The organism is Amycolatopsis sp. MEPSY49 (genome assembly GCF_051337345.1).
GTDB lineage: Bacteria > Actinomycetota > Actinomycetes > Mycobacteriales > Pseudonocardiaceae > Amycolatopsis.
In genome coordinates this window covers 481,866-499,743 of record NZ_JBDLYJ010000002.1, presented here as the reverse complement: position 1 = coordinate 499,743, position 17,878 = coordinate 481,866, and the positions used below count along the sequence as shown (strand labels likewise).

The window sequence follows — 17,878 nt, the reverse complement described above, 5'->3', positions numbered from 1 at the left end:
ACGATCCTTGCCGCCGTGACCGTGTTGCTGGCGAGCTTGACCGCCGTCCTGCTGAACACGGGCACCGCCGAAGCGCACGGCGCCATGATGAAACCGGGCAGCCGGACGTTCCTGTGCTGGCAGGACGGGCTCAGCTCGACCGGCCAGATCATCCCGCAGAACTCAGCGTGTTCGGCCGCGGTGAACACCAGCGGCGCCAACTCGCTGTACAACTGGTTCGCCGTGCTGCGCTCCGACGGCGCCGGCCGCACGCGCGGGTTCATCCCGGACGGGAAGCTGTGTTCGGGCGGCAACGCGAACTACGCCGGTTTCGACCAGGTCGGCGACTGGCCGCTGACGCACTTGACCGCCGGGGCGTCGTTCGACTTCTCGTACAACGCGTGGGCCGCGCACCCGGGCTGGTTCTACACGTACGTGACGAAGGACGGCTGGGACCCGTCGAAGCCGCTCACCTGGGATTCACTGGAGGACCAGCCGTTCCTCACCGTGGACCACCCGGCGGTGACCGGCCAGGTCGGCACGGTCGACGGGCAGTACAAGTGGACCGGCGCGCTGCCGTCGAACAAGTCGGGGCGGCACATCATCTATTCGGTGTGGAAGCGCTCCGACAGCGCGGAGACGTTCTACGGCTGCTCGGACGTGACGTTCGACGGCGGGCACGGTGAAGTCACCGGGGTGCACGAGCCGGGCAGCCCGACGACCACGCCGACGACGCCCACGAGCCCACCGCCGCCGGACGGCTCGTGCATGGCGATGTACGAGGTGACCAGCGCCTGGAGCGGCGGCTACCAGGCGACGGTGACGGTGATGAACCACGGCACGACGGCCTACGGCGGCTGGCAGGCGGGCTGGACGCTGCCCTCGGGCCAGACGATCGGCAGCGTCTGGAACGGGACGCTGAGCCAGTCGGGCTCGACGGTGACGGTCCGCAACGCCGACTGGAACGGCCGCGTCGCCCCGGACGGATCCACCACGTTCGGGTTGGTGGTGAACGCGTCGGGGACGAACCCGGCCCAGCCGTCGGTGACCTGCCAGGGCAGCTGAGGCGTCGCGGCACCGGCCCCGTTCAGCGGACGGGGCCGGTGCTGCCGCGCGTGACCAGCCGCGGCCGCGAGGCGCAGACGTCCCCGACGTCTTCCCCGGCGACGAGGTCCCGCAGCATGGCGGCGGCGAGCCCACCGAGCTCGGCGAGCGGGCGGCGCACGGCGGAGAGCGCGGGGCGGACGAGCCGGCAGAGGTCGGAGTCGTCCCAGGAGACGACGGAGAGGTCCCCGGGAACGGAGAGGCCGAGCTCCCGAGCGGCCACGAGCGCGGCGACGGCGAGGGAGTCGGTGTCGCAGAGGAGGGCGGTGGGCCGGGGATCGGCGGTGAGCAGGCGGCGGACGGCCTCGGCGGAAGGTTCGGTGGGGAGGATGGCGGGCTGCGGCGCGGAGGCGGGATAGCCGGCGGGCGGGGAACCGACGGCCCAGATCCCGGCCGCGGCCCGCGCCTCGCGGACCCGGCCGCCACCAGGCCCGGTCCAGACGCCGGGGCGCCAGGGATCGTCGAGCCAGCCGCCGATCGGGGTCGCGGCCTGCCCGGCGCCGCCGGCGCTGCGGTGGTGCGCCGAGCCGGGGCCCGGCACCCCGCCGGCCGAAGCTCCGGTGCCGCCGCGATGCGCGGAGCCCGCGCCCGGCACTCCGCTGGCCGAAGTTCCGGCGCCACCGCGATGCGCGGAGCCCGCGCCCGGCACTCCGCTGGCCGAAGTTCCGGCGCCACCGCGATGCGCGGAGCCCGCGTCCTGCACCCCGCCGGCCGAAGTTCCGGCCCGCCCGGCGCGGCGCACCGAACCGAGGCCTGGCACACCGGCGCCCGAACTTCCGGCCTGCCCAACACCTCCGCCGCGGTGCACGGAACCGAGGCCCGGCACACCGGCACCCGAACTTCCAGCCTCCCCAGCACCTCCCCCGCGCCGCACCGAACCAAGGCCCGGCACATCGGTGCCCGAAGTTCCGGCCTGCCCAGCACCTCCGCCACGGTGCGCCGCACCCAGGCCCGGCGACCCAATGGCCCAGGTTTCCGCCCGCCCCGCACCTCCGCCGCAACCGAGCGGCGCCGCTCCCCGCACCCCCGCGGTCCGCGCCCCGAGCAGTCCGAGCCGGCGCGCCACCGTCGTGAACGCCTCCTCCCGCTCCCCCGCGTCCGCGAACGCCGCCGCCCCCGCGACCCGGACCACGTGCCGGTGCCCCAGCGCCGCCAAGTACTCCAGGGCCTCCGCCGCCCCCGCGGTGTCGTCCACCCGGACCGACGGCGCCTCCGGCAGTCCACCCGGGCCGCCGAGCACCACCGCCGGCAGCCCGATCCGCGCCACATCCGCCGCGCAGTCCGGGCCGGTCAGCAACACGCCGTCGACCTTCCGCTCCGCGCGCCAGCGGCGGTAGACCGCCACCGCCGCCTCGTGCCCGACCGCGACCCGCAGCAGCAGCTCCTGCGAAAACCCGTCGAGCAGCGCCGGGAAGAACACCTCCGCCGGCCCGTCGAGGACCAGGCCGATCGTCCCGGAGCGGCCGCCGGACAGGGCGCGCGCCGCGCTGCTCGGTGACCAGCCCAGCTCGCGGGCGATGCGCGTGATGCGGTGGCGGGTCTCCTCGGACACCCCCGGCCGGCCGTTGAGCGCGTAGGACACCGCGCCCTTGGAGACGCCGGCCTCCCGCGCGATGTCGGTGATCGTCGGACGCTTCATCGCACCCCTTCCGTGTCCGCGCGGACACCCGCCGTCGCGCACCTTGACTTTCGGCGCACCCGGAACCGAGACTCCATCCGGGAGCGCTCCCAGCCACGAGGGAGTGAGCAGCCGACGGGGAGTGCGCTGACATGAAATCCATCCGAAGACGGCTGGCCTTCGCCGTCGCTGTGGTCCTGCTCGTCCTGACCGGCGGCTGCGGCCCCGGCACCCCCGAGCGCATCACGCTCACGCTCGCGACGTTCGGCGAGTTCGGCTACGACGACCTGATCCCCGGCTACGAGTTCACCCACCCCGGGATCACCATCACCCAGGTGCGGGCCGAGCAGGGCGGCCCGTACCACCAGGACCTGCTGGCCAAGCTCCGAAGCGGACAAGGGCTCGCGGACGTCCAGGCCGTCGAAGAAGGCCACCTCGCCGACGTCCTCGCGCAGTCCGGGAAGTTCGCCGACCTCGCCGAGATCGGGCCGCCCGACGTCAAGCCCGGCCGCTGGCTGGAGTGGAAGTACGAAGCCGGCCGCAGCAAGGACGGCAAGCTCGTCGGCTACGGCACGGACATCGGCCCGCTGGCCATGTGCTACCGCAAGGACCTCCTCGAGGCCGCCGGCCTGCCGACCGACCCCGGCTCGGTGAAGACGATGTTCGCGACCTGGGACAGCTACTTCACGGCCGGCGAGAAGTACGTCAAGCGCTCGAAGGGCAAGGCCTGGTTCGACTCCGCGGCGCAGAACTTCAACGCGATGGTCAACCAGCTGCCGGTCGGCTACCTCGACCGCGACGACCGCCCGACCCTCGAGACGAACACCGCGCTCCGCGCCGCGTGGGACCAGGTGACGACCGCCGTGAAGCAGGGGCAGTCGGCCGGGCTCACCGCCTTCGCCGACGACGGCAACAACGGCCTGCGCCTGGGCGCCTTCGCGACGAAGGTCTGTCCCGCGTGGATGCTCGGCGTCATCGAACAGCAGGCGGGGCTCGGCAACGCGGGCAAGTGGGCGATCACCGACGCGTTCCCGGACGGCGGCGGCAACTGGGGCGGCTCCTACCTCACGGTCCCGAACGCGAGCGCGCACCAGCGCGAGGCCGCGGCGCTCGCCGCCTGGCTGACCGCGCCCGAGCAGCAGCTGCACGCGTTCCGGGTGAGCGGGACGTTCCCGAGCCAGGTCGACGCCTTCACCTCGCCCGACCTGCTCAGCGAGATGAACGGCTACTTCGGCGGCGCGCTGAGCGGGCAGGTCTTCGTCGCCCAGGCGCGCAAGGTCGGGAAGCCGCAGTACAAGGGCCCGGGTGACGGCAAGATCCAGGAGGAAGTGGTCGCGCCCGCGCTGAAGTCGGTCGAACGCGGCGCCGACCCGGGCGCCGTCTGGCAGCAGGTGCTGATCGGGGTGCACCAGGTGGTGCCCTGACCCCGGGGCGAAATCCGGTCGTGCCGGCCCGGAGCACCGGGCAAGGTGGCCGGTATGACCACGCTTCCCCCGCTCCTCGACCACCCCGTCCGCCGCCCCGGGCCGGACGACCACCTGCCGGTGCTCGCCGTCCTCGACCGCTGGTGGGGTGGCCTCGGCGGCGAAGAAGGCAGCCGCCAACGGGCGCTGCTGCTGCCGAAGCTGATGTTCCAGCACTTCTCCGACAGCAGCTTCCTGGTGACCGCGGACGAGCGGATCATCGCGTTCCTGATCGGCTTCCTGTCGCCGTCGCGGCCGGCGGAGAGCTACATCCACTTCGTCGGCGTCGACCCCGCCGAACGCGGAAAGGGCCTCGGCGCGGCGCTGTACGAGCGCTTCTTCGCCTACAGCCGCGAGAACGGGCGGTCGGTGGTACGGGCGATCACATCGCCGGTGAACAAGGATTCGCACGCGTTCCACACCCGGATGGGGTTCGTCACCGAACCAGGGCCGAAGGAGTTCGAGGGGTTGCCGGTCCAGCCCGACTACGACGGGCCGGGACTGGACCGGCTCAGCTTCCGCAAGGAGCTGTGATGGAGACCCGGGCCGGACGGCGGCTGCGCGGCACCGCCCGGCCCGGGAGCCTTGCTACGACACCGGCGGGTACGCGTTCTGGACCAGCTCTTCGAACTGGGCCTCGAACCACTTGCCGGACAGCGGGGCGTTCGGCAGGGCACCGGTCAGGTTGCCGCCGTTGGCCTGCTGGCTGCCGTGGAAGGTCGGGTCGCACATCGGGTCCGCGCCCTTGCCTTCGTCGTTGGGGATCTGCTCGCTCGCGCCGTCGGACTCACCCGGCGGCTTGATCCAGACGTAGGCGTCGAAGTGCGCCGCCGGCGCGACCGTCGGCCGGACACCCAGGCCCGCGCCGCTCTGGTTGCACCAGTTGCCGCGGTGCAGCCGCCGGTCGATCCGGCCCGAGTTCACGTAGGCGTCCACAGTGGATCCCGAGGCCCCGCTGGGCCGGGCCGAGCCGCCCCAGCCGTTGCGCGAGGTGTCGACCAGCATGCCGATGCCGCTGGGCAGGCCCGCGGACACGAACGCGTTGTACATCGCGGTGGCGAAGGGGACTTCCGCGAAGTACGGGTTCCACTGGTAGAACGTCGCCGACTTCAGCTGCTGCCCGCCGACCGTCAGGTTCGGATCCGGCAGGTTCGGCTCGGTCAGCGGCGTGTAGTTCGCCGTGGAGCTGATGAAGCCGTCGATGCTGTTCACGCCGGCCGTGGTGCCCTGCAGCGTCTGCTTGACGAGGTTCACGAAGGGCTGGAAGTTGCTGTCCCAGCCCAGCCACGCCGAGTGCGCGATGTCCAGGTAGTTGTAGACGTTGGAGATCGCGTGCAGCTTGTTCAGCGCGTACTGGATGCCCTGCGTGTACACCCCGGTGGACTGCGCTTCCGCGCACGCCGCCATCGAGGTGTTCGTGATCAGGTTCGGCAGCGAGTCCGGCTCCACGACCGCCACGATCCGCAACGGCGCGTACTTCGAGTCGGACAGGATCGACGCGATCAGGTCGATGTACTCGCTCTTGTAGCGGGCCAGGCCGTTCTGGGAGGCCTTCAGCTCACCGTTGGACGCCAGCGCCGCGCAGTCGCGGTTCGGCAGGTCGTAGACGACGATCTGGATGGTCACCGGCGTGCCGCCGCTCGCCTGGCTCAACGCCGCGTCGAGGTGCCCGCGCAGGCCGCGCGCGCTCGACGTGCCCTCGATCGCCGCGATCCGGTCGAGCCACACCGCCGTCGAGGTGTTCGCCACCTTGGCCATCTGGGCGCCCAGCGTGCCGCCCTTGGCCGCGGCCGCCGCACTCACCTGGCCCGACCAGTCCGGGTTCACGTACCCCTTCGAGCCGACGTACGGGTTTTCCACGTGCGTCCCGGGCTGGGGCGTCGTGGTCACCGTCGTCGGGGTGGTCGGAGTGGTCGGCGTCGTGGGGGTCGTCGGGGTCGTGGGCGTCGTCGTGGTGGTCGTGCCGCCGTCGCAGACGACGCCGTTCAGCGTGAACGACGCGGGCACGGCGTTCGTGCCGGAGTACGAGCCGTTGAAGCCGAAGCTCGCCGTCGCGTTCGACCCGAGCGCGCCGCCCCACGACGGGTTCTTCGCGCTCACGTGCTTGCCGGACTGGCTGAACGTGGCGCTCCAGCCCTGCTGCACCTGCTGGTTGCCGGCGAAGTCCCACTGGACGTCCCAGCTCGAGACGGCGTCGCCGAGGTTGGTCACCGCGACGTTCGCGGTGAACCCGGTGTCCCACTGGTTGACGGTGTAGGTGACTTTGCAGCCCGTGGCGGCGGTCGCCGGGCTGCCGCCGGCCACCAGGAGCCCCGAGACGACGGCCGCGGCCGTCAGCGAGGACGCCACGGCGAGCCGTGACTTCCTCCTCGCGGACCAGAATTCACTCTTCATCGAGTGTGCTCCTTCTGTTCGGTGGGTGGGTCAGGTGGTGCAGGCGGTCGCGCCGACGGCGAAGCCGCTGGGAGCGCCGGTCGAGGCGCCGGTCGCCTGGAAGCCGATCGACGTCGAGGCGCCGCCGGCGAGGTCGGGCGCCCACGACGGCGCCTTGGCGCTCGCCTGCTGCCCGCTCTGGGTGACGGTGGCGCCCCAGCCGCCGGTGATCTGCACCCCCGAAGGCACAGTCCAACCGAGCGCCCAGGTCTTGAGCGGCGAGGTGCCCGTGTTCTTGAGCGTCACGGAGGCGACGAACCCGCCCTGCCACGTGTTGTCGACGTGGTAGGTGACCGCGCAGCTCACCGCGGGTGGCGGGTCGGTCGTCCCGCCACCGGACCCGGTGGGCGGGATCAGGTAGGGCTGCAGGATGGCCTGCTTGGTCTGGTTGACCGTCGTCCAGTCGTCGTTGAGGATGCCGCCGGTGTCACCGGAGTTGGGGTTCCACGACCAGTACGTGAAGCTCATCCCGGTCGCGCCGGTGCCGGCGTACTTCATCAGCTCCTGCAGCCACGTCTTGTCGCGCGGGTCGGCGAGCGTGCTGCCGAACTCGCCGAGCAGCACCGGCGCGATGTTCTGCTTCTGCAGGTAGCCGAAGAAGTGGTCCCACAGCGCGGGCAGGTTCGCCGGGAAGGACGGGTCGGAGAACCACGGCTGGGCGAACACCGAAGTCGCGTACTCGTGCGCCGAGTAGACGAGCTTGTCCGGTTTGGACAGCCGCACCGGGAACTGCTGTGCGCCGGAGAGGTTGCCGCCCCACCAGCCGCACTGCGGGTCGCCGGTGCCGCTGACGCAGTCGACGCCCTCGACGATGACCAGCCAGTCGGGGTTGGCCGCGAGGACGGCGTTGCCGCCGCGTTCGGCGGCCAGGCGCCAGTCGGTCGCGGTGTCGCCGCAGCCCCAGCACGCTCCCCCGCCGCCCTGGATGGCGTGCGGTTCGTTGTGCAGGTCGGCGCCGATCACCGTGGGGTTGCCCTTGTAGTGCTGGGCCAGCATGGTCCAGTCCGACAGCCACCGGCTCTCGGGGTAGGCGCTGGTGTACCAGAGCGGGGACTGCGCACCGGAGTCCGGCCGGTGCTGGTCGAGGATGACGCGCATGCCTTTCGTGCCGGCGTACGCGATGATCTTGTCGAGCACCTGCAGGCCGGAAAGCCCTTGCAGGTCCGGGTTCTGGACGGCGTCGATGCTGGTCGGCTTCGAGCCGCTGTCGAACAGCTGGTTGGAGTACGGCAGCCGCAGCGTGTTGTAGCCGAGGCTCGCCATCTGGTCGAGCATGTCCTTGTAGTTGCGGCTCCACAGGCCGTGGGGTGAGTAGTTGCCGGTCTCGGCGCCGAACCAGTTGATGCCGGTCATCCGGACCGGCGTGCCGGTGGAGTCGACGAGCTGGGAGCCGACGGCGTGCCAGTAACCCGTGCCGGTTCCGGCTGCCGAGAGGGCCGCACTTTCACGTGAAAGTGCCGGGGTGGGGGCCGCGGTGGCCGGGGACGCCGTCAGAACGGCGCCCCCGGCCAGTGCGGCGACCGCCAGTGCGAGCAGTCGCTTCATCGAGTGCCTTTCAGCCGAACAGGGCGACGTGCGCGGCGAACGCCGTGGCGATCTCCGACTGCGCCCAGAACCGGTGGTAGGTGAACGTCGGCGCGGCGCCACCGTCCAGGTAGGACTGGACCTTCGGCCACTGCGGGTCGCTCTTGTAGAAGGAGCGGATCGACAGGAACGTCGAGCTGGAGTTGATCGCGTCGCCGTTCGGCATCGTGCCGGTCCAGCCGCTCGGGACGTACAGGCCCTGATCGGTGGTGGCGTTGTAGGCGTCGTCGAACCGGTTGTAGTCGCTCCGGGTCTCCGGCACCGCGATGCCCTTGCTGTCGGTGTTGGCCGACAGCGCCGTGAGCAGCTGCTCCCCGACCGTCTTCGCCTGGGCGTTGCTCGACCCCGACGCGTAGTAGAGCAGCGTCTTGGCCAGCGAGGCCGCGACCCCGACGTCGTTGCTGTAGTTCTTCACCGCGACGTGCAGGCTCGTGTTCGAGCCGGGGCTGGTGGCGTTCCAGGTGTCCGGCGCGCCGCTCCAGGTGAGGTCGGCCGGGATCTGGAAGCTCCCGCCGGCCCCGACCGTGGTGTTGGCGATGGCCCAGGGAACCCACTTGTCGAGGATCTTCTTGGCGCGGGCGTCGTTCGTCGCCTGGTAGTACTCGGCGATCCGCTCCATGCCCCAGGTCTGGAAGCCGAACCACTGGTTGCTCGGCGGGTCGTGCCAGACCGGCTGCTGGTCGTAGAACATCCCGTAGAACGTCGGCGTGCCGGACGGCGGGGTGCCGTACTGCCCGTCCCAGCTGTTGGTCGCGCCGCCGGCGAGGCCGCCTTCGGACGACTGCAGCCACTGCAGGAACTCGAGCTGCCGGCCGAGGCTGGTCGCCCAGTCCTGCGCTCCGGTGGCCGAGGTGACCTTCAGGCCCGGGTCCGCCGACAGCGCGTACGCGGCCAGGGGGTTCTGGTAGCCCTGGTGGGCCGCGCCGTCACCGATCCGCCACGCCCAGGCGCTGGACGAGTCCATCGAGCCGCCCCAGGCGTAGTACCAGGAGACGAGGTAGTGCTCGCTGTCCTTGCCGGTGCCCGCGGCGCAGGTGGACGCGCCGACGCAGTTGCCGATCTTCTTGAAGTACTTGTCGAACAGCGAGTACCGCAGGTAGTCGCCCATCTTCGACGCCTTCTTGACGACGGCCGCGACGTCCGCGCTCTTGCCCTGCGCGCCGGCCCACTTCTCGGCCTGGAAGGCCACCTGCACGGCGCGGGCGTCCGCGTCGGGCGCGTTGGTGTACTTCCACTGCTTCGCGTACGACGAGTCGCCGGTGAACAGGTCGAGGTAGCCGTTCTTGCCGCCGAACTTCAGGACGTCGCAGCTGGGCTGCGTGACCGTTTCCCAGACCGACTCCTGCGAGCCGCGCTGGAAGGTGTTGATGAACGCGGGCGCGGTGTTCGTGCCGTCCTCGCAGTGGCCGAACTTGTAGATGTTGTCCACGTCGAGCAGCCAGTGCATGCCGTAGACGTCCGCCGAACCGTAGGCCGCCTTCAGCTCCGCCGCGATCGGGTCGGCCCCGACCGAGACGTTGCTCTGCAGCTGCGACGGGTACTGCTTCGGGCTCGGGTACTCGGCCGCGTAGGTCGCCGGCTTGCTCGCGTTGTAGCCGGAGTTGCCGGGCTGGTCGGCCGCAGACGGGATCGCGTACGTCTCGATCGACGTCCACGCCTGGTTGAACGGGGCCCAGTCACCGGTGACCCGCCCGTAGGACGCCTCCAGCCACAGGTAGTAGCTGAACGCCTCCGACGTCGTCTCGTGGCCGTGGTCCGGGGCCTCGACGATGAGCGTCTCGATCGAGTGGTAGGGCACCAGGATGTTCCCGAACTTGCGGAAATAGCCGTTGTTCGGGTCCTTGATCTTGTTGTACTGGGTGAGGAACGCGAGCTGGTAGTCCGAAGTGGACGACGAGATCTCGTTGACCGTCACCGTCGCGGCGGTGTAGCCGCTGCTGCTCGCGGTGAAGGTCGCGCTGCCCAGGTCTCCCCCGTTGTCGGCGCTCTTCACCGTGACGTTCTGCGGGGTGTTCCAGTTCGTCGTCGAGAAGGTGACGCTCGAGGGACTCGCGGTCAGGTCGGTGCTGCCCGCCGTCCGGGCGACGTCGACCGTGACCGGCGCGGTGGGGGCACCGGCGAGACTGACCGCGAACGTCGTCGTCCCGCCCTGCTTGACCTGCGCCGTCGCCGGGCTGGCGACGATCGTGGGCCCGGACAGCACCTTTACGTTGACCGGGGTCGACGTCGTCGACGCGTTCTTGTTGTCGTAGGCCTTCGCCGTGATCGAGTACGTCCCGGCCGGGACGTTGCCCCAGTTGCCCTCGAACGGCGCGGCCGTGTCGGTCGCCAGGAGCGTGTCGCCGGCGTAGAACTCGACCTTGCCGATAGTGCCGTCGCTGTCGGCGGCCGTCGCGGCGAGCGGAATCGTCGCCGGGGCGTAGTACGTGCCGGTCGACGTCGGCGAGGTCAGCGTGACCGTGGGGGCCTTGTTGGCGCCGGTGCACGCGCTGCCGTTGACGGAGAAGTCGGTGGGTGGACGGTTCGCGGAGCCCTTGGACCCGTTGAAGCCGAACGACGTGCTCGCGCCGGTGCCGAGGTGGCCGTTGTAGGAGAGGTTCGTGGCGGTGACCGCGGCGCCGGTCTGGGCGAAGGTGGCGCTCCAGCCCTGCTGGACCTTCTGGCCGTCGAGGAAGGTCCAGCCGACCTGCCAGCTGTCGAGCGGCGCGCCGTCGTTGCGGAGCGAGACGCTGGCGGTGAACCCGGTGTCCCAGTCGTTGGTGGTGTAGGTGACGGAGCAGGCGATGTCCGCGCCGAGCGCGGGCGGTGGGGCGACCAGCGCGGCGGCGACCGCGACCGTGGCCGAGGCCAGGGCCAGGGTGCGGCCGCGCAACCGGCGCATTCGGGGAGAGGAACGCATGGCTGCGGAACTCCTTTGTCCGTAGGGAGCCAGCGATCTGGGAGCGCTTCCAGGCGCAGACGGTAGCCAGCCGGAAACCTGGATGTAAAGAATCGAGTCAGAAGGACACCGCGGTCGCGAACGTCACATCGGCGCATCCGGCGAACGGCGGCCCGCTGAACACTCCTGAACAGCCGCCGCCGATAGTTGGCCATTCACTCGAACGGTCTAGTGCCGTGGTCACGCGGAGTGTCACGGAAACGGCGTTTAGCGCCGAACGCGTAGATCTGAACGGGGAGCGCTCCCGGCCATCGGCACCGGGGAAAACACACCGGCCCTCCGGGCACGCGTGCTCGGAGGGCCGGCGAGAGGACGTTCAGCTCGAGGCGCGGACCGCCAGCGAGACCGGGAGGATGTGCTGCCGCGGCTTGAGGCTCTGGTCGTCGAGCAGCTGCATCAGCGTCTCGACCATCGCGTGGACCTGCTCGCGCGGGTCCTGGTGGACCGACGTCAGCGGCGGGTCCATCGCCGGGGCCAGGGTCGCGTTGTCGTCGAAGCTGACCACCGCGACGTCTTCGGGGATGCGGCGGCCCGCCGAGTCCAGCGTCCGCAGCGCGCCCACCGCCATCATGTCGCTGGCGACGAACACGGCGTCGAGGTCGGGGTGGCGGGCCAGCAGCGCGGACATCGCGTTCGCGCCGCCGGACAGCGTGAAGTCGGCCTCTTCCGCCAGGTCGGCGGGGTCGAGCCCGGCGTCGAGCAGCGTCTTGCGCCAGCCGGCGAGCCGGTCGATCGGGGCGCTCTGGTCCAGCGGGCCGGAGATCGTGGCGATCCGCCGCCGCCCGTTCGCGACCAGGTGCTCGACCGCCAGCCGGGCGCCGCCCTCGTTGTCGAAGTCGACGACGTGCACCCCGCGCCGGATGCCGGCCGCCTGCCCGCCGAACACCACCGGGATCCGCAGCAGCCGCAGCGCCTTGGGCAGCGGGTCGGCGCGGTGCGGCGCGAACACCAGCGCGCCGTCGACGTGGCCGCCTTCGAGGAAGCGGACCGTCCGGCTCAGGTCCTCGCGGATGTCGCTGAAGATGAGCACCATCTGGCGGCCGACGTCGGCGAGCTCCCGGTAGCCGGCGCGCATGACGGCGGCGCGGTAGGGGTCGTCGAGCAGCCGGGACTCCGGCTCCGACAGCACCACCGCCACGGCCCCGGTGCGGCGCGTGACCAGCGAGCGAGCCGCCTGGTTCGGGGAGTAGCCCAGGTCGCGCGCGGCGGCGAGGACCTTCTCGCGCGCCGCCGCGCTGACGTACGCGTCGTCGTTCAGCGCGCGCGACGCCGTCGACCGCGACACGCCGGCGAACGCCGCGACGTCCTCCAGCGTCGGCCGTTCTTCATCCCCTGCTCGAGGCCCCACGGCACCGCCCTCAATCACCCGCTACCACCCTGACCGCCTCAGCTTAACGTTCACGCCCTCGCACGTCCGGGAGCGCTCCTCGCAGGAAACGCTCCGGTTACGACCCCTTGACACCGGTGGAGGCCCCCAGCAGACTCTGCGACACCTGGGAGCGCTCCCAGTCGGGCTCCCAGCAGTGAGAGCGCTCATTCCCGTCAACAAGGTGGTTGAACACGTGAGAACGATCCGGAACGGCCTGGTCCTCGCACTGGGCATCACGATGACGGCGCTCGGCGCCACGGCCTGTGGCAGCGGTGGTGACAGCAGCACCCCGCCCGCGGCGGGCCCGAACGAGCACGTGGACCTGACGCTGGCGACGTTCACCGAGTTCGGCTACGAGGCACTCATCCCGGAGTACGAGCGGCTGCACCCGAACATCAAGATCACCCACCGCAAGACCGGCCAGGGCGGCCCGTACCACGAGGACCTCGTCACCAAGCTCGCCGCCGGCTCGGGCCTCGCCGACGTGACGGCGCTGGAAGAGGGACACCTGTCCGACTTCCTCGACAAGGGCTCGAAGTTCAACGACCTGAGCAAGATCGGGCCGGCCGACGCCTCCCCCGACCGCTGGCTCAGCTGGAAGTACGACGCCGCCAAGACCAAGGACGGCAAGCTCATCGGCTACGGCACCGACATCGGCCCGCTCGCCATGTGCTACCGCAAGGACATGTTCAAGGCCGCCGGCCTGCCGGACGACCCCGAAGCGGTCAAGCCGCTGTTCGCCACCTGGGACAGCTACTTCGCCGCCGGTGCGGACTTCGTGAAGAAGTCTGGCGGCAAGGCCTGGTTCGACTCGGCCGCGCAGAACTTCAACGCCATGGTCAACCAGCTCCCCCAGGGCTACATCGGCAGCGACGACAAGCTGGCCCTCGAGGGCAACCAGGGCATCAAGGACGCCTGGACCAAGGTCACCGACGCGGTCGCCAAGGGCGAGTCGGCCAAGCTCACCGCATTCAGCAACGAGTGGAACACCGGCTTCAAGCAGGGCGCGTTCGCCACGAAGGTGTGCCCGGCCTGGATGCTCGGCGTGATCAAGGAGCAGGCCGGCCCGGAGAACGCGAACAAGTGGGCCGTCACCGCGGCCTTCCCCGGCGGCGGCGGCAACTGGGGCGGCTCGTACCTGACCGTGCCGACGCAGTCGAAGCACCCGAAGGAGGCCGCCGAGCTCGCGGCCTGGCTGACCGCGCCGGAGCAGCAGATCAAGGCGTTCCAGGCCAAGGGCACCTTCCCGAGCCAGGTCAAGGCCCTCACCGACCCCGCGCTGCTGAGCAAGACCGACGACTACTTCGGTGGCACCAAGGTCGGCGAGCTGTTCGCCGAGCAGGCCAAGAAGGTCCAGAAGCCGCAGTACAAGGGCCCGGGCGACGGCCAGATCCAGGAGAACGCGTCCAGCCCGGCGCTGCAGGCGGTCGAGCAGGGCAAGTCGGCCGCGGACGGCTGGAACCAGATGGTCGACGCCGCGAAGAAGATCACGCGCTGAGCCGATGACCGTCCTCGACAAGGTCGCGCCGGAAGGGAGTAAGGCCGGGGAGCGCACGTCTCCCCGGCCCACCTTCCGTCACCGGTTGAGCCGGTGGGACGTCAAGGTCTCGCCGTACCTCTACATCGCGCCGTTCTTCATCCTCTTCGGGATCGTCGGGCTGTTCCCACTGCTCTACACCGCGTACGTCTCGCTGTTCAAGTGGGAGGCCGGGAGCGACGACCCCGACTTCATCGGTCTCGACAACTTCAAGGAGCTCTTCGCCGACGCGCAGTTCTGGAACGCGCTGACGAACACGATCAGCATCTTCCTGCTCTCCAGCGTGCCGCAGCTGATCATCGCGGTGCTGCTGGCGGCGCTGCTCGGCGCCCGGCTGCGCGGCGCCACCGGCTGGCGGGTGGGCATCCTGCTGCCGTACGCGGCCAGCCTCGTCGCCATCGGCATCATCTTCGCCAACCTCTTCGGCCCGAAGTACGGGCTGATCAACGGCGTGCTGCAGACCATCGGGCTGGACCCGGTCGACTGGCAGGCCAGCCGCTTCGGCAGCCACGTCGCGATCGCGATCATGGTCAACTGGCGCTGGACCGGCTACAACGCCCTGATCGTGCTGGCGGCCATGCAGGCCATCCCGAAGGAACTGCACGAGGCCGCCCTGATCGACGGCGCCGGCACGTGGCGCCGCTTCTGGAACGTCACCCTGCCGCTGCTGCGGCCGACGCTGGTCTTCGTCACCATCACCTCGACGATCGGCGGCCTGCAGATCTTCACCGAGCCGAAGCTGTTCGACGCCATGCCCGGGTCGAACAACGGCGGTTCCACCAACCAGTTCCAGACCGTGACGCTGTACCTCTACCAGACGGCGTTCCAGAACGCCGATCTCGGTTACGCCTCGGCGATCGCCTGGGTGCTGTTCGTGATCATCGTGCTCATCGCGCTGGTGAACTTCTTCCTCACCGGCCGGATCGCACGTCCCCAGGCGGTGAAGAAGAAATGACGACGACACTCCAAAGTGGACTTCGGCGGAAGGTCGCCACGCTCGGCAAGCCCCGCAAGGCGACCTACGTCGTGCTGGCGATCTTCGTGCTCGGTTCGCTGTTCCCGTTCTACTGGTCGTTCCTGGTGGCCAGCCGCGACAACGGGATGCTCACCGAGCGCATCCCGCCGTTCGTGCCCGGCGGCAACTTCTTCGCCAACGCCGCGCGGGTGTTCGACACCGTGCCGTTCTGGAAGGCGCTGGCCAACAGCGTCATCGTGTCCGGCACGGTGACCCTGACGACGGTGCTGTTCTCGTCGCTGGCCGGGTTCGCCTTCGCGAAACTGCGGTTCCGGGGGCGCAACAAGCTGTTCGTGTTCATCGTCGTCACGCTCGCGGTGCCCACCCAGCTGGGCATCATCCCGCTGTTCATCGCGATGTCCGAGCTGGGCTGGACCGGGAGCCTGACGGCGGTGATCGTGCCCAACCTGGTCACCGCGTTCGGCGTGTTCTGGATGCGGCAGTACACAGTGGACGCGCTGCCGTACGAGCTGATCGAGGCCGCGCGCGTCGACGGCTGCAGCATGATCCGGATCTTCTGGAACGTCTGCCTGCCCGCGGTCCGGCCGGCCGCGGCGATCCTGGCGATGTTCACGTTCATGATGTCGTGGAACGACTTCCTGTGGCCGCTGGTGGTCCTGGACGCGGGCAACCCGACCGTCCAGGTCGCGCTGGAAAAGCTGCAGAGCGGCTATTACGTCGACTACTCGCTGGTGCTGGCCGGAACGACCCTGGCCACCATCCCGATCCTCATCGTCTTCGTCCTCCTCGGCCGCCAGATCGTGGCCGGGATCATGCAAGGTGCCGTGAAAGGGTGAACATGTCCGTACATCCCGACAGCGTTCGGGCGGAGACCGCGTTGATGTTCCCGCCTGGCTTCGTCTGGGGCGCCGCGACCGCGGCGTTCCAGGTCGAAGGAGCCACCACGGCCGACGGTCGCACCGACTCGGTCTGGGACGTCTTCGCGCGCCGTCCGGGTGCGGTCGTGGGCGGCGACACCGGCGACCCGGCGGCCGACCACTACCGCCGGTACGGCGAGGACGTCGACCTGATGCGCCGGCTCGGGCTCGGCGCCTACCGCTTCTCGCTGGCCTGGCCCCGCGTCCGGCCGGACGGCGGCGCGCCGAACGCCGCCGGGCTCGCGTTCTACGACCGGCTGGTCGACTGCCTGCTCGAGGCCGGGGTCCAGCCGTGGGCGACGCTCTACCACTGGGACCTGCCCCAGGCGCTGGAGGAGCAGGGCGGCTGGACGAACCGGGACACGGCGTACCGGTTCGCCGAGTACACCGAGACGGTGCTGGCCCGGCTCGGCGACCGCGTCGCCAGCTGGTCGACGCTGAACGAGCCGTGGTGCGCGGCGATGCTCGGCTACGCGGGCGGCATCCACGCGCCCGGCCGCACCGACCACCCGGCCGCCGTCGCCGCCACGCACCACCTGCTGCTGGGCCACGGGCTGGCGATGGACATCATCCGGCGGCACGCGCCGGGCACGCCGGCCGGGATCACGCTCAACCTGTACCCGGTCGCCCCGCACGACCCGGCGAACGTCACCGACGTCGCGGCGGCCCGGCGCATCGACGGCCTGCAGAACCGGCTGTTCCTCGACCCGGTCCTGCGCGGCGGCTACCCGGACGACCTGGTCGCCGACCTGGCACCGTTCGGGCTCGGCGAGGTGGTGCGCGACGAGGACGCGGCGGTCATCGCCGCGCACGTGGACTGGCTGGGCGTGAACTACTACCGCGACTACCGGGTGGCGGGCCGCCCGGTGCCGGGCAGCGAGCCGGCGGGCCCGGAGTGGGTCGGCGCGGGCGACGTCCACTTCGTCCCGGACCCGGCGGCCCCGCGGACGGACTCCGGCTGGGAGGTCCAGCCGGCCGGCCTGACGGAGTCGCTGCTGCAGGTCCACCGCGGCTACCGGAGCGTGCCGCTGTACATCACGGAGAACGGCGCGGCGTACCCGGACGTGGTGGCGGACGGCGGCGACATCGTCGACACGGACCGGGTGGCATTCCTGGACTCCCACCTGCGCGCGGCGCACGACGCGCTCGCGGCGGGGGTCGACCTGCGCGGGTACTTCTACTGGTCGCTGCTCGACAACTTCGAGTGGGCCGAGGGGTACGCGAAGCGCTTCGGGCTGGTCCACGTGGACTACAAGACGCAGCGACGGACGCCGAAGCAGAGCGCGCACTGGTATTCGCGGGTGATCGGGCTGAACGGCCTGGGCTGACACACACCGCGGTGGCGGCCACCGGCGCGGGTGGCCGCCACCGCCCGCCGGACGAACGTCTTGACTGAGTCATTCAGGTCTCCAGCGGCCCTGAATGACTCAGTCAGGACCTTGCCGGGGGTGCGGCCGGGCCCGAGGGATCCGGGCCCGGCCGCCAACCTCCACGCACGTCCGCCCACCCCCGACGGTCGCGAACGTCGCATTCGGGACATCCAACGCTCCCATGGGCCATTCGCGGCGCAGGGGAGCGCGGGGCCGGTTCCTCCACGCCGGGACCGCGCGTACCGCCTCCACCCCGCGCTCCCCTGCGCCCTTGCCCGCCGGGAATCGCGCGTGCGGTCTCCTCCCGCCCCGCTCCGCCGCCTCCGCCCGCCCCGCTCCGCCGGCGCCGCCCGCCGGCTGCCGCCCGCCGGCTGCCGCCCGCCGGCTGCCGCCCGCCGGCTGCCGCCCGCCGGCTGCCGCCCGCCGGCTGCCGCCCGCCGGCTGCCGCCCGCCGGCTGCCGCCCGCCGGCTGCCGCCCGCCGGCTGCCGCCCGCCGGCTGCCGCCCGCCGGCTGCCGCCCGCCGGCTGCCGCCCGCCGGCTGCCGCCCGCCGGCTGCCGCCCGCCGGCTGCCGCCCGCCGGCTGCCGCCC

The 17,878-nt window shown here is 71.0% G+C and carries 12 protein-coding genes; 7 read left to right on the top strand and 5 right to left on the bottom strand.

Features of this window, described 5'->3' with window-relative positions; genetic code table 11:
* Positions 1 to 15 precede the first annotated feature (15 nt).
* The gene (locus ABFJ78_RS11435) at positions 16 to 1,044 is read left to right on the top strand and encodes a lytic polysaccharide monooxygenase auxiliary activity family 9 protein (RefSeq protein WP_436385862.1); all 1,029 of its coding nucleotides are present in this window, start codon (positions 16 to 18) and stop codon (positions 1,042 to 1,044) included.
* Between the two features lie 22 nt (positions 1,045 to 1,066).
* Here ABFJ78_RS11435 and ABFJ78_RS11430 read toward each other — a convergent pair whose 3' ends face one another.
* Positions 1,067 to 2,722 (bottom strand): substrate-binding domain-containing protein, encoded by a 1,656-nt coding sequence (locus ABFJ78_RS11430; RefSeq protein WP_436385861.1) that lies wholly within the window; start codon positions 2,720 to 2,722, stop codon positions 1,067 to 1,069.
* Between the two features lie 131 nt (positions 2,723 to 2,853).
* Here ABFJ78_RS11430 and ABFJ78_RS11425 point away from each other — a divergent pair, with 131 nt between their 5' ends.
* The gene (locus ABFJ78_RS11425; RefSeq protein WP_436385860.1) at positions 2,854 to 4,125 is read left to right on the top strand and encodes an ABC transporter substrate-binding protein; all 1,272 of its coding nucleotides are present in this window, start codon (positions 2,854 to 2,856) and stop codon (positions 4,123 to 4,125) included.
* A 54-nt stretch (positions 4,126 to 4,179) separates the two neighbouring features.
* A complete protein-coding gene (locus ABFJ78_RS11420) occupies positions 4,180 to 4,698 on the top strand; it encodes an N-acetyltransferase family protein (RefSeq protein ID WP_436385859.1) in 519 nt (172 codons plus the stop codon).
* 54 nt (positions 4,699 to 4,752) lie between these two features.
* Here the strand turns inward: ABFJ78_RS11420 and ABFJ78_RS11415 are convergent, their stop codons facing one another.
* From ABFJ78_RS11415 to ABFJ78_RS11400, 4 genes are all read right to left on the bottom strand, one after another.
* Positions 4,753 to 6,558 (bottom strand): glycoside hydrolase family 6 protein, encoded by a 1,806-nt coding sequence (locus ABFJ78_RS11415; protein WP_436385858.1) that lies wholly within the window; start codon positions 6,556 to 6,558, stop codon positions 4,753 to 4,755.
* A gap of 30 nt (positions 6,559 to 6,588) precedes the next feature.
* Complete coding sequence (locus ABFJ78_RS11410) at positions 6,589 to 8,142, bottom strand: cellulase family glycosylhydrolase (RefSeq protein ID WP_436385857.1); 1,554 nt, start codon at positions 8,140 to 8,142, stop codon at positions 6,589 to 6,591.
* A 10-nt stretch (positions 8,143 to 8,152) separates the two neighbouring features.
* Entirely contained in the window at positions 8,153 to 11,080 is a 2,928-nt protein-coding gene (locus ABFJ78_RS11405) for a glycoside hydrolase family 48 protein (protein WP_436385856.1), read from the bottom strand.
* Positions 11,081 to 11,435: 355 nt separating this feature from the next.
* Positions 11,436 to 12,431 carry a LacI family DNA-binding transcriptional regulator gene (locus ABFJ78_RS11400; RefSeq protein WP_436386761.1) on the bottom strand — a complete coding sequence of 332 codons (996 nt, stop codon included), beginning with the start codon at positions 12,429 to 12,431 and terminating at the stop codon, positions 11,436 to 11,438.
* Positions 12,432 to 12,681: 250 nt separating this feature from the next.
* Here ABFJ78_RS11400 and ABFJ78_RS11395 point away from each other — a divergent pair, with 250 nt between their 5' ends.
* Genes ABFJ78_RS11395 through ABFJ78_RS11380 form a run of 4 tightly spaced genes read left to right on the top strand, consistent with a single transcriptional unit; the run spans position 12,682 to position 17,246 of the window.
* A complete protein-coding gene (locus ABFJ78_RS11395) occupies positions 12,682 to 13,986 on the top strand; it encodes an ABC transporter substrate-binding protein (RefSeq protein WP_436385855.1) in 1,305 nt (434 codons plus the stop codon).
* Between the two features lie 4 nt (positions 13,987 to 13,990).
* Positions 13,991 to 14,980 carry a carbohydrate ABC transporter permease gene (locus ABFJ78_RS11390; RefSeq protein ID WP_436385854.1) on the top strand — a complete coding sequence of 330 codons (990 nt, stop codon included), beginning with the start codon at positions 13,991 to 13,993 and terminating at the stop codon, positions 14,978 to 14,980.
* Positions 14,977 to 15,837: a carbohydrate ABC transporter permease gene (locus tag ABFJ78_RS11385; RefSeq protein WP_436385853.1), complete on the top strand. Its 861-nt coding sequence runs from the start codon at positions 14,977 to 14,979 to the stop codon at positions 15,835 to 15,837. The genes ABFJ78_RS11390 and ABFJ78_RS11385 overlap by 4 nt, the downstream gene beginning before the upstream one ends.
* Complete coding sequence (locus ABFJ78_RS11380) at positions 15,834 to 17,246, top strand: GH1 family beta-glucosidase (protein WP_436385852.1); 1,413 nt, start codon at positions 15,834 to 15,836, stop codon at positions 17,244 to 17,246. The genes ABFJ78_RS11385 and ABFJ78_RS11380 overlap by 4 nt, the downstream gene beginning before the upstream one ends.
* The last annotated feature ends 632 nt before the right edge of the window (positions 17,247 to 17,878 follow it).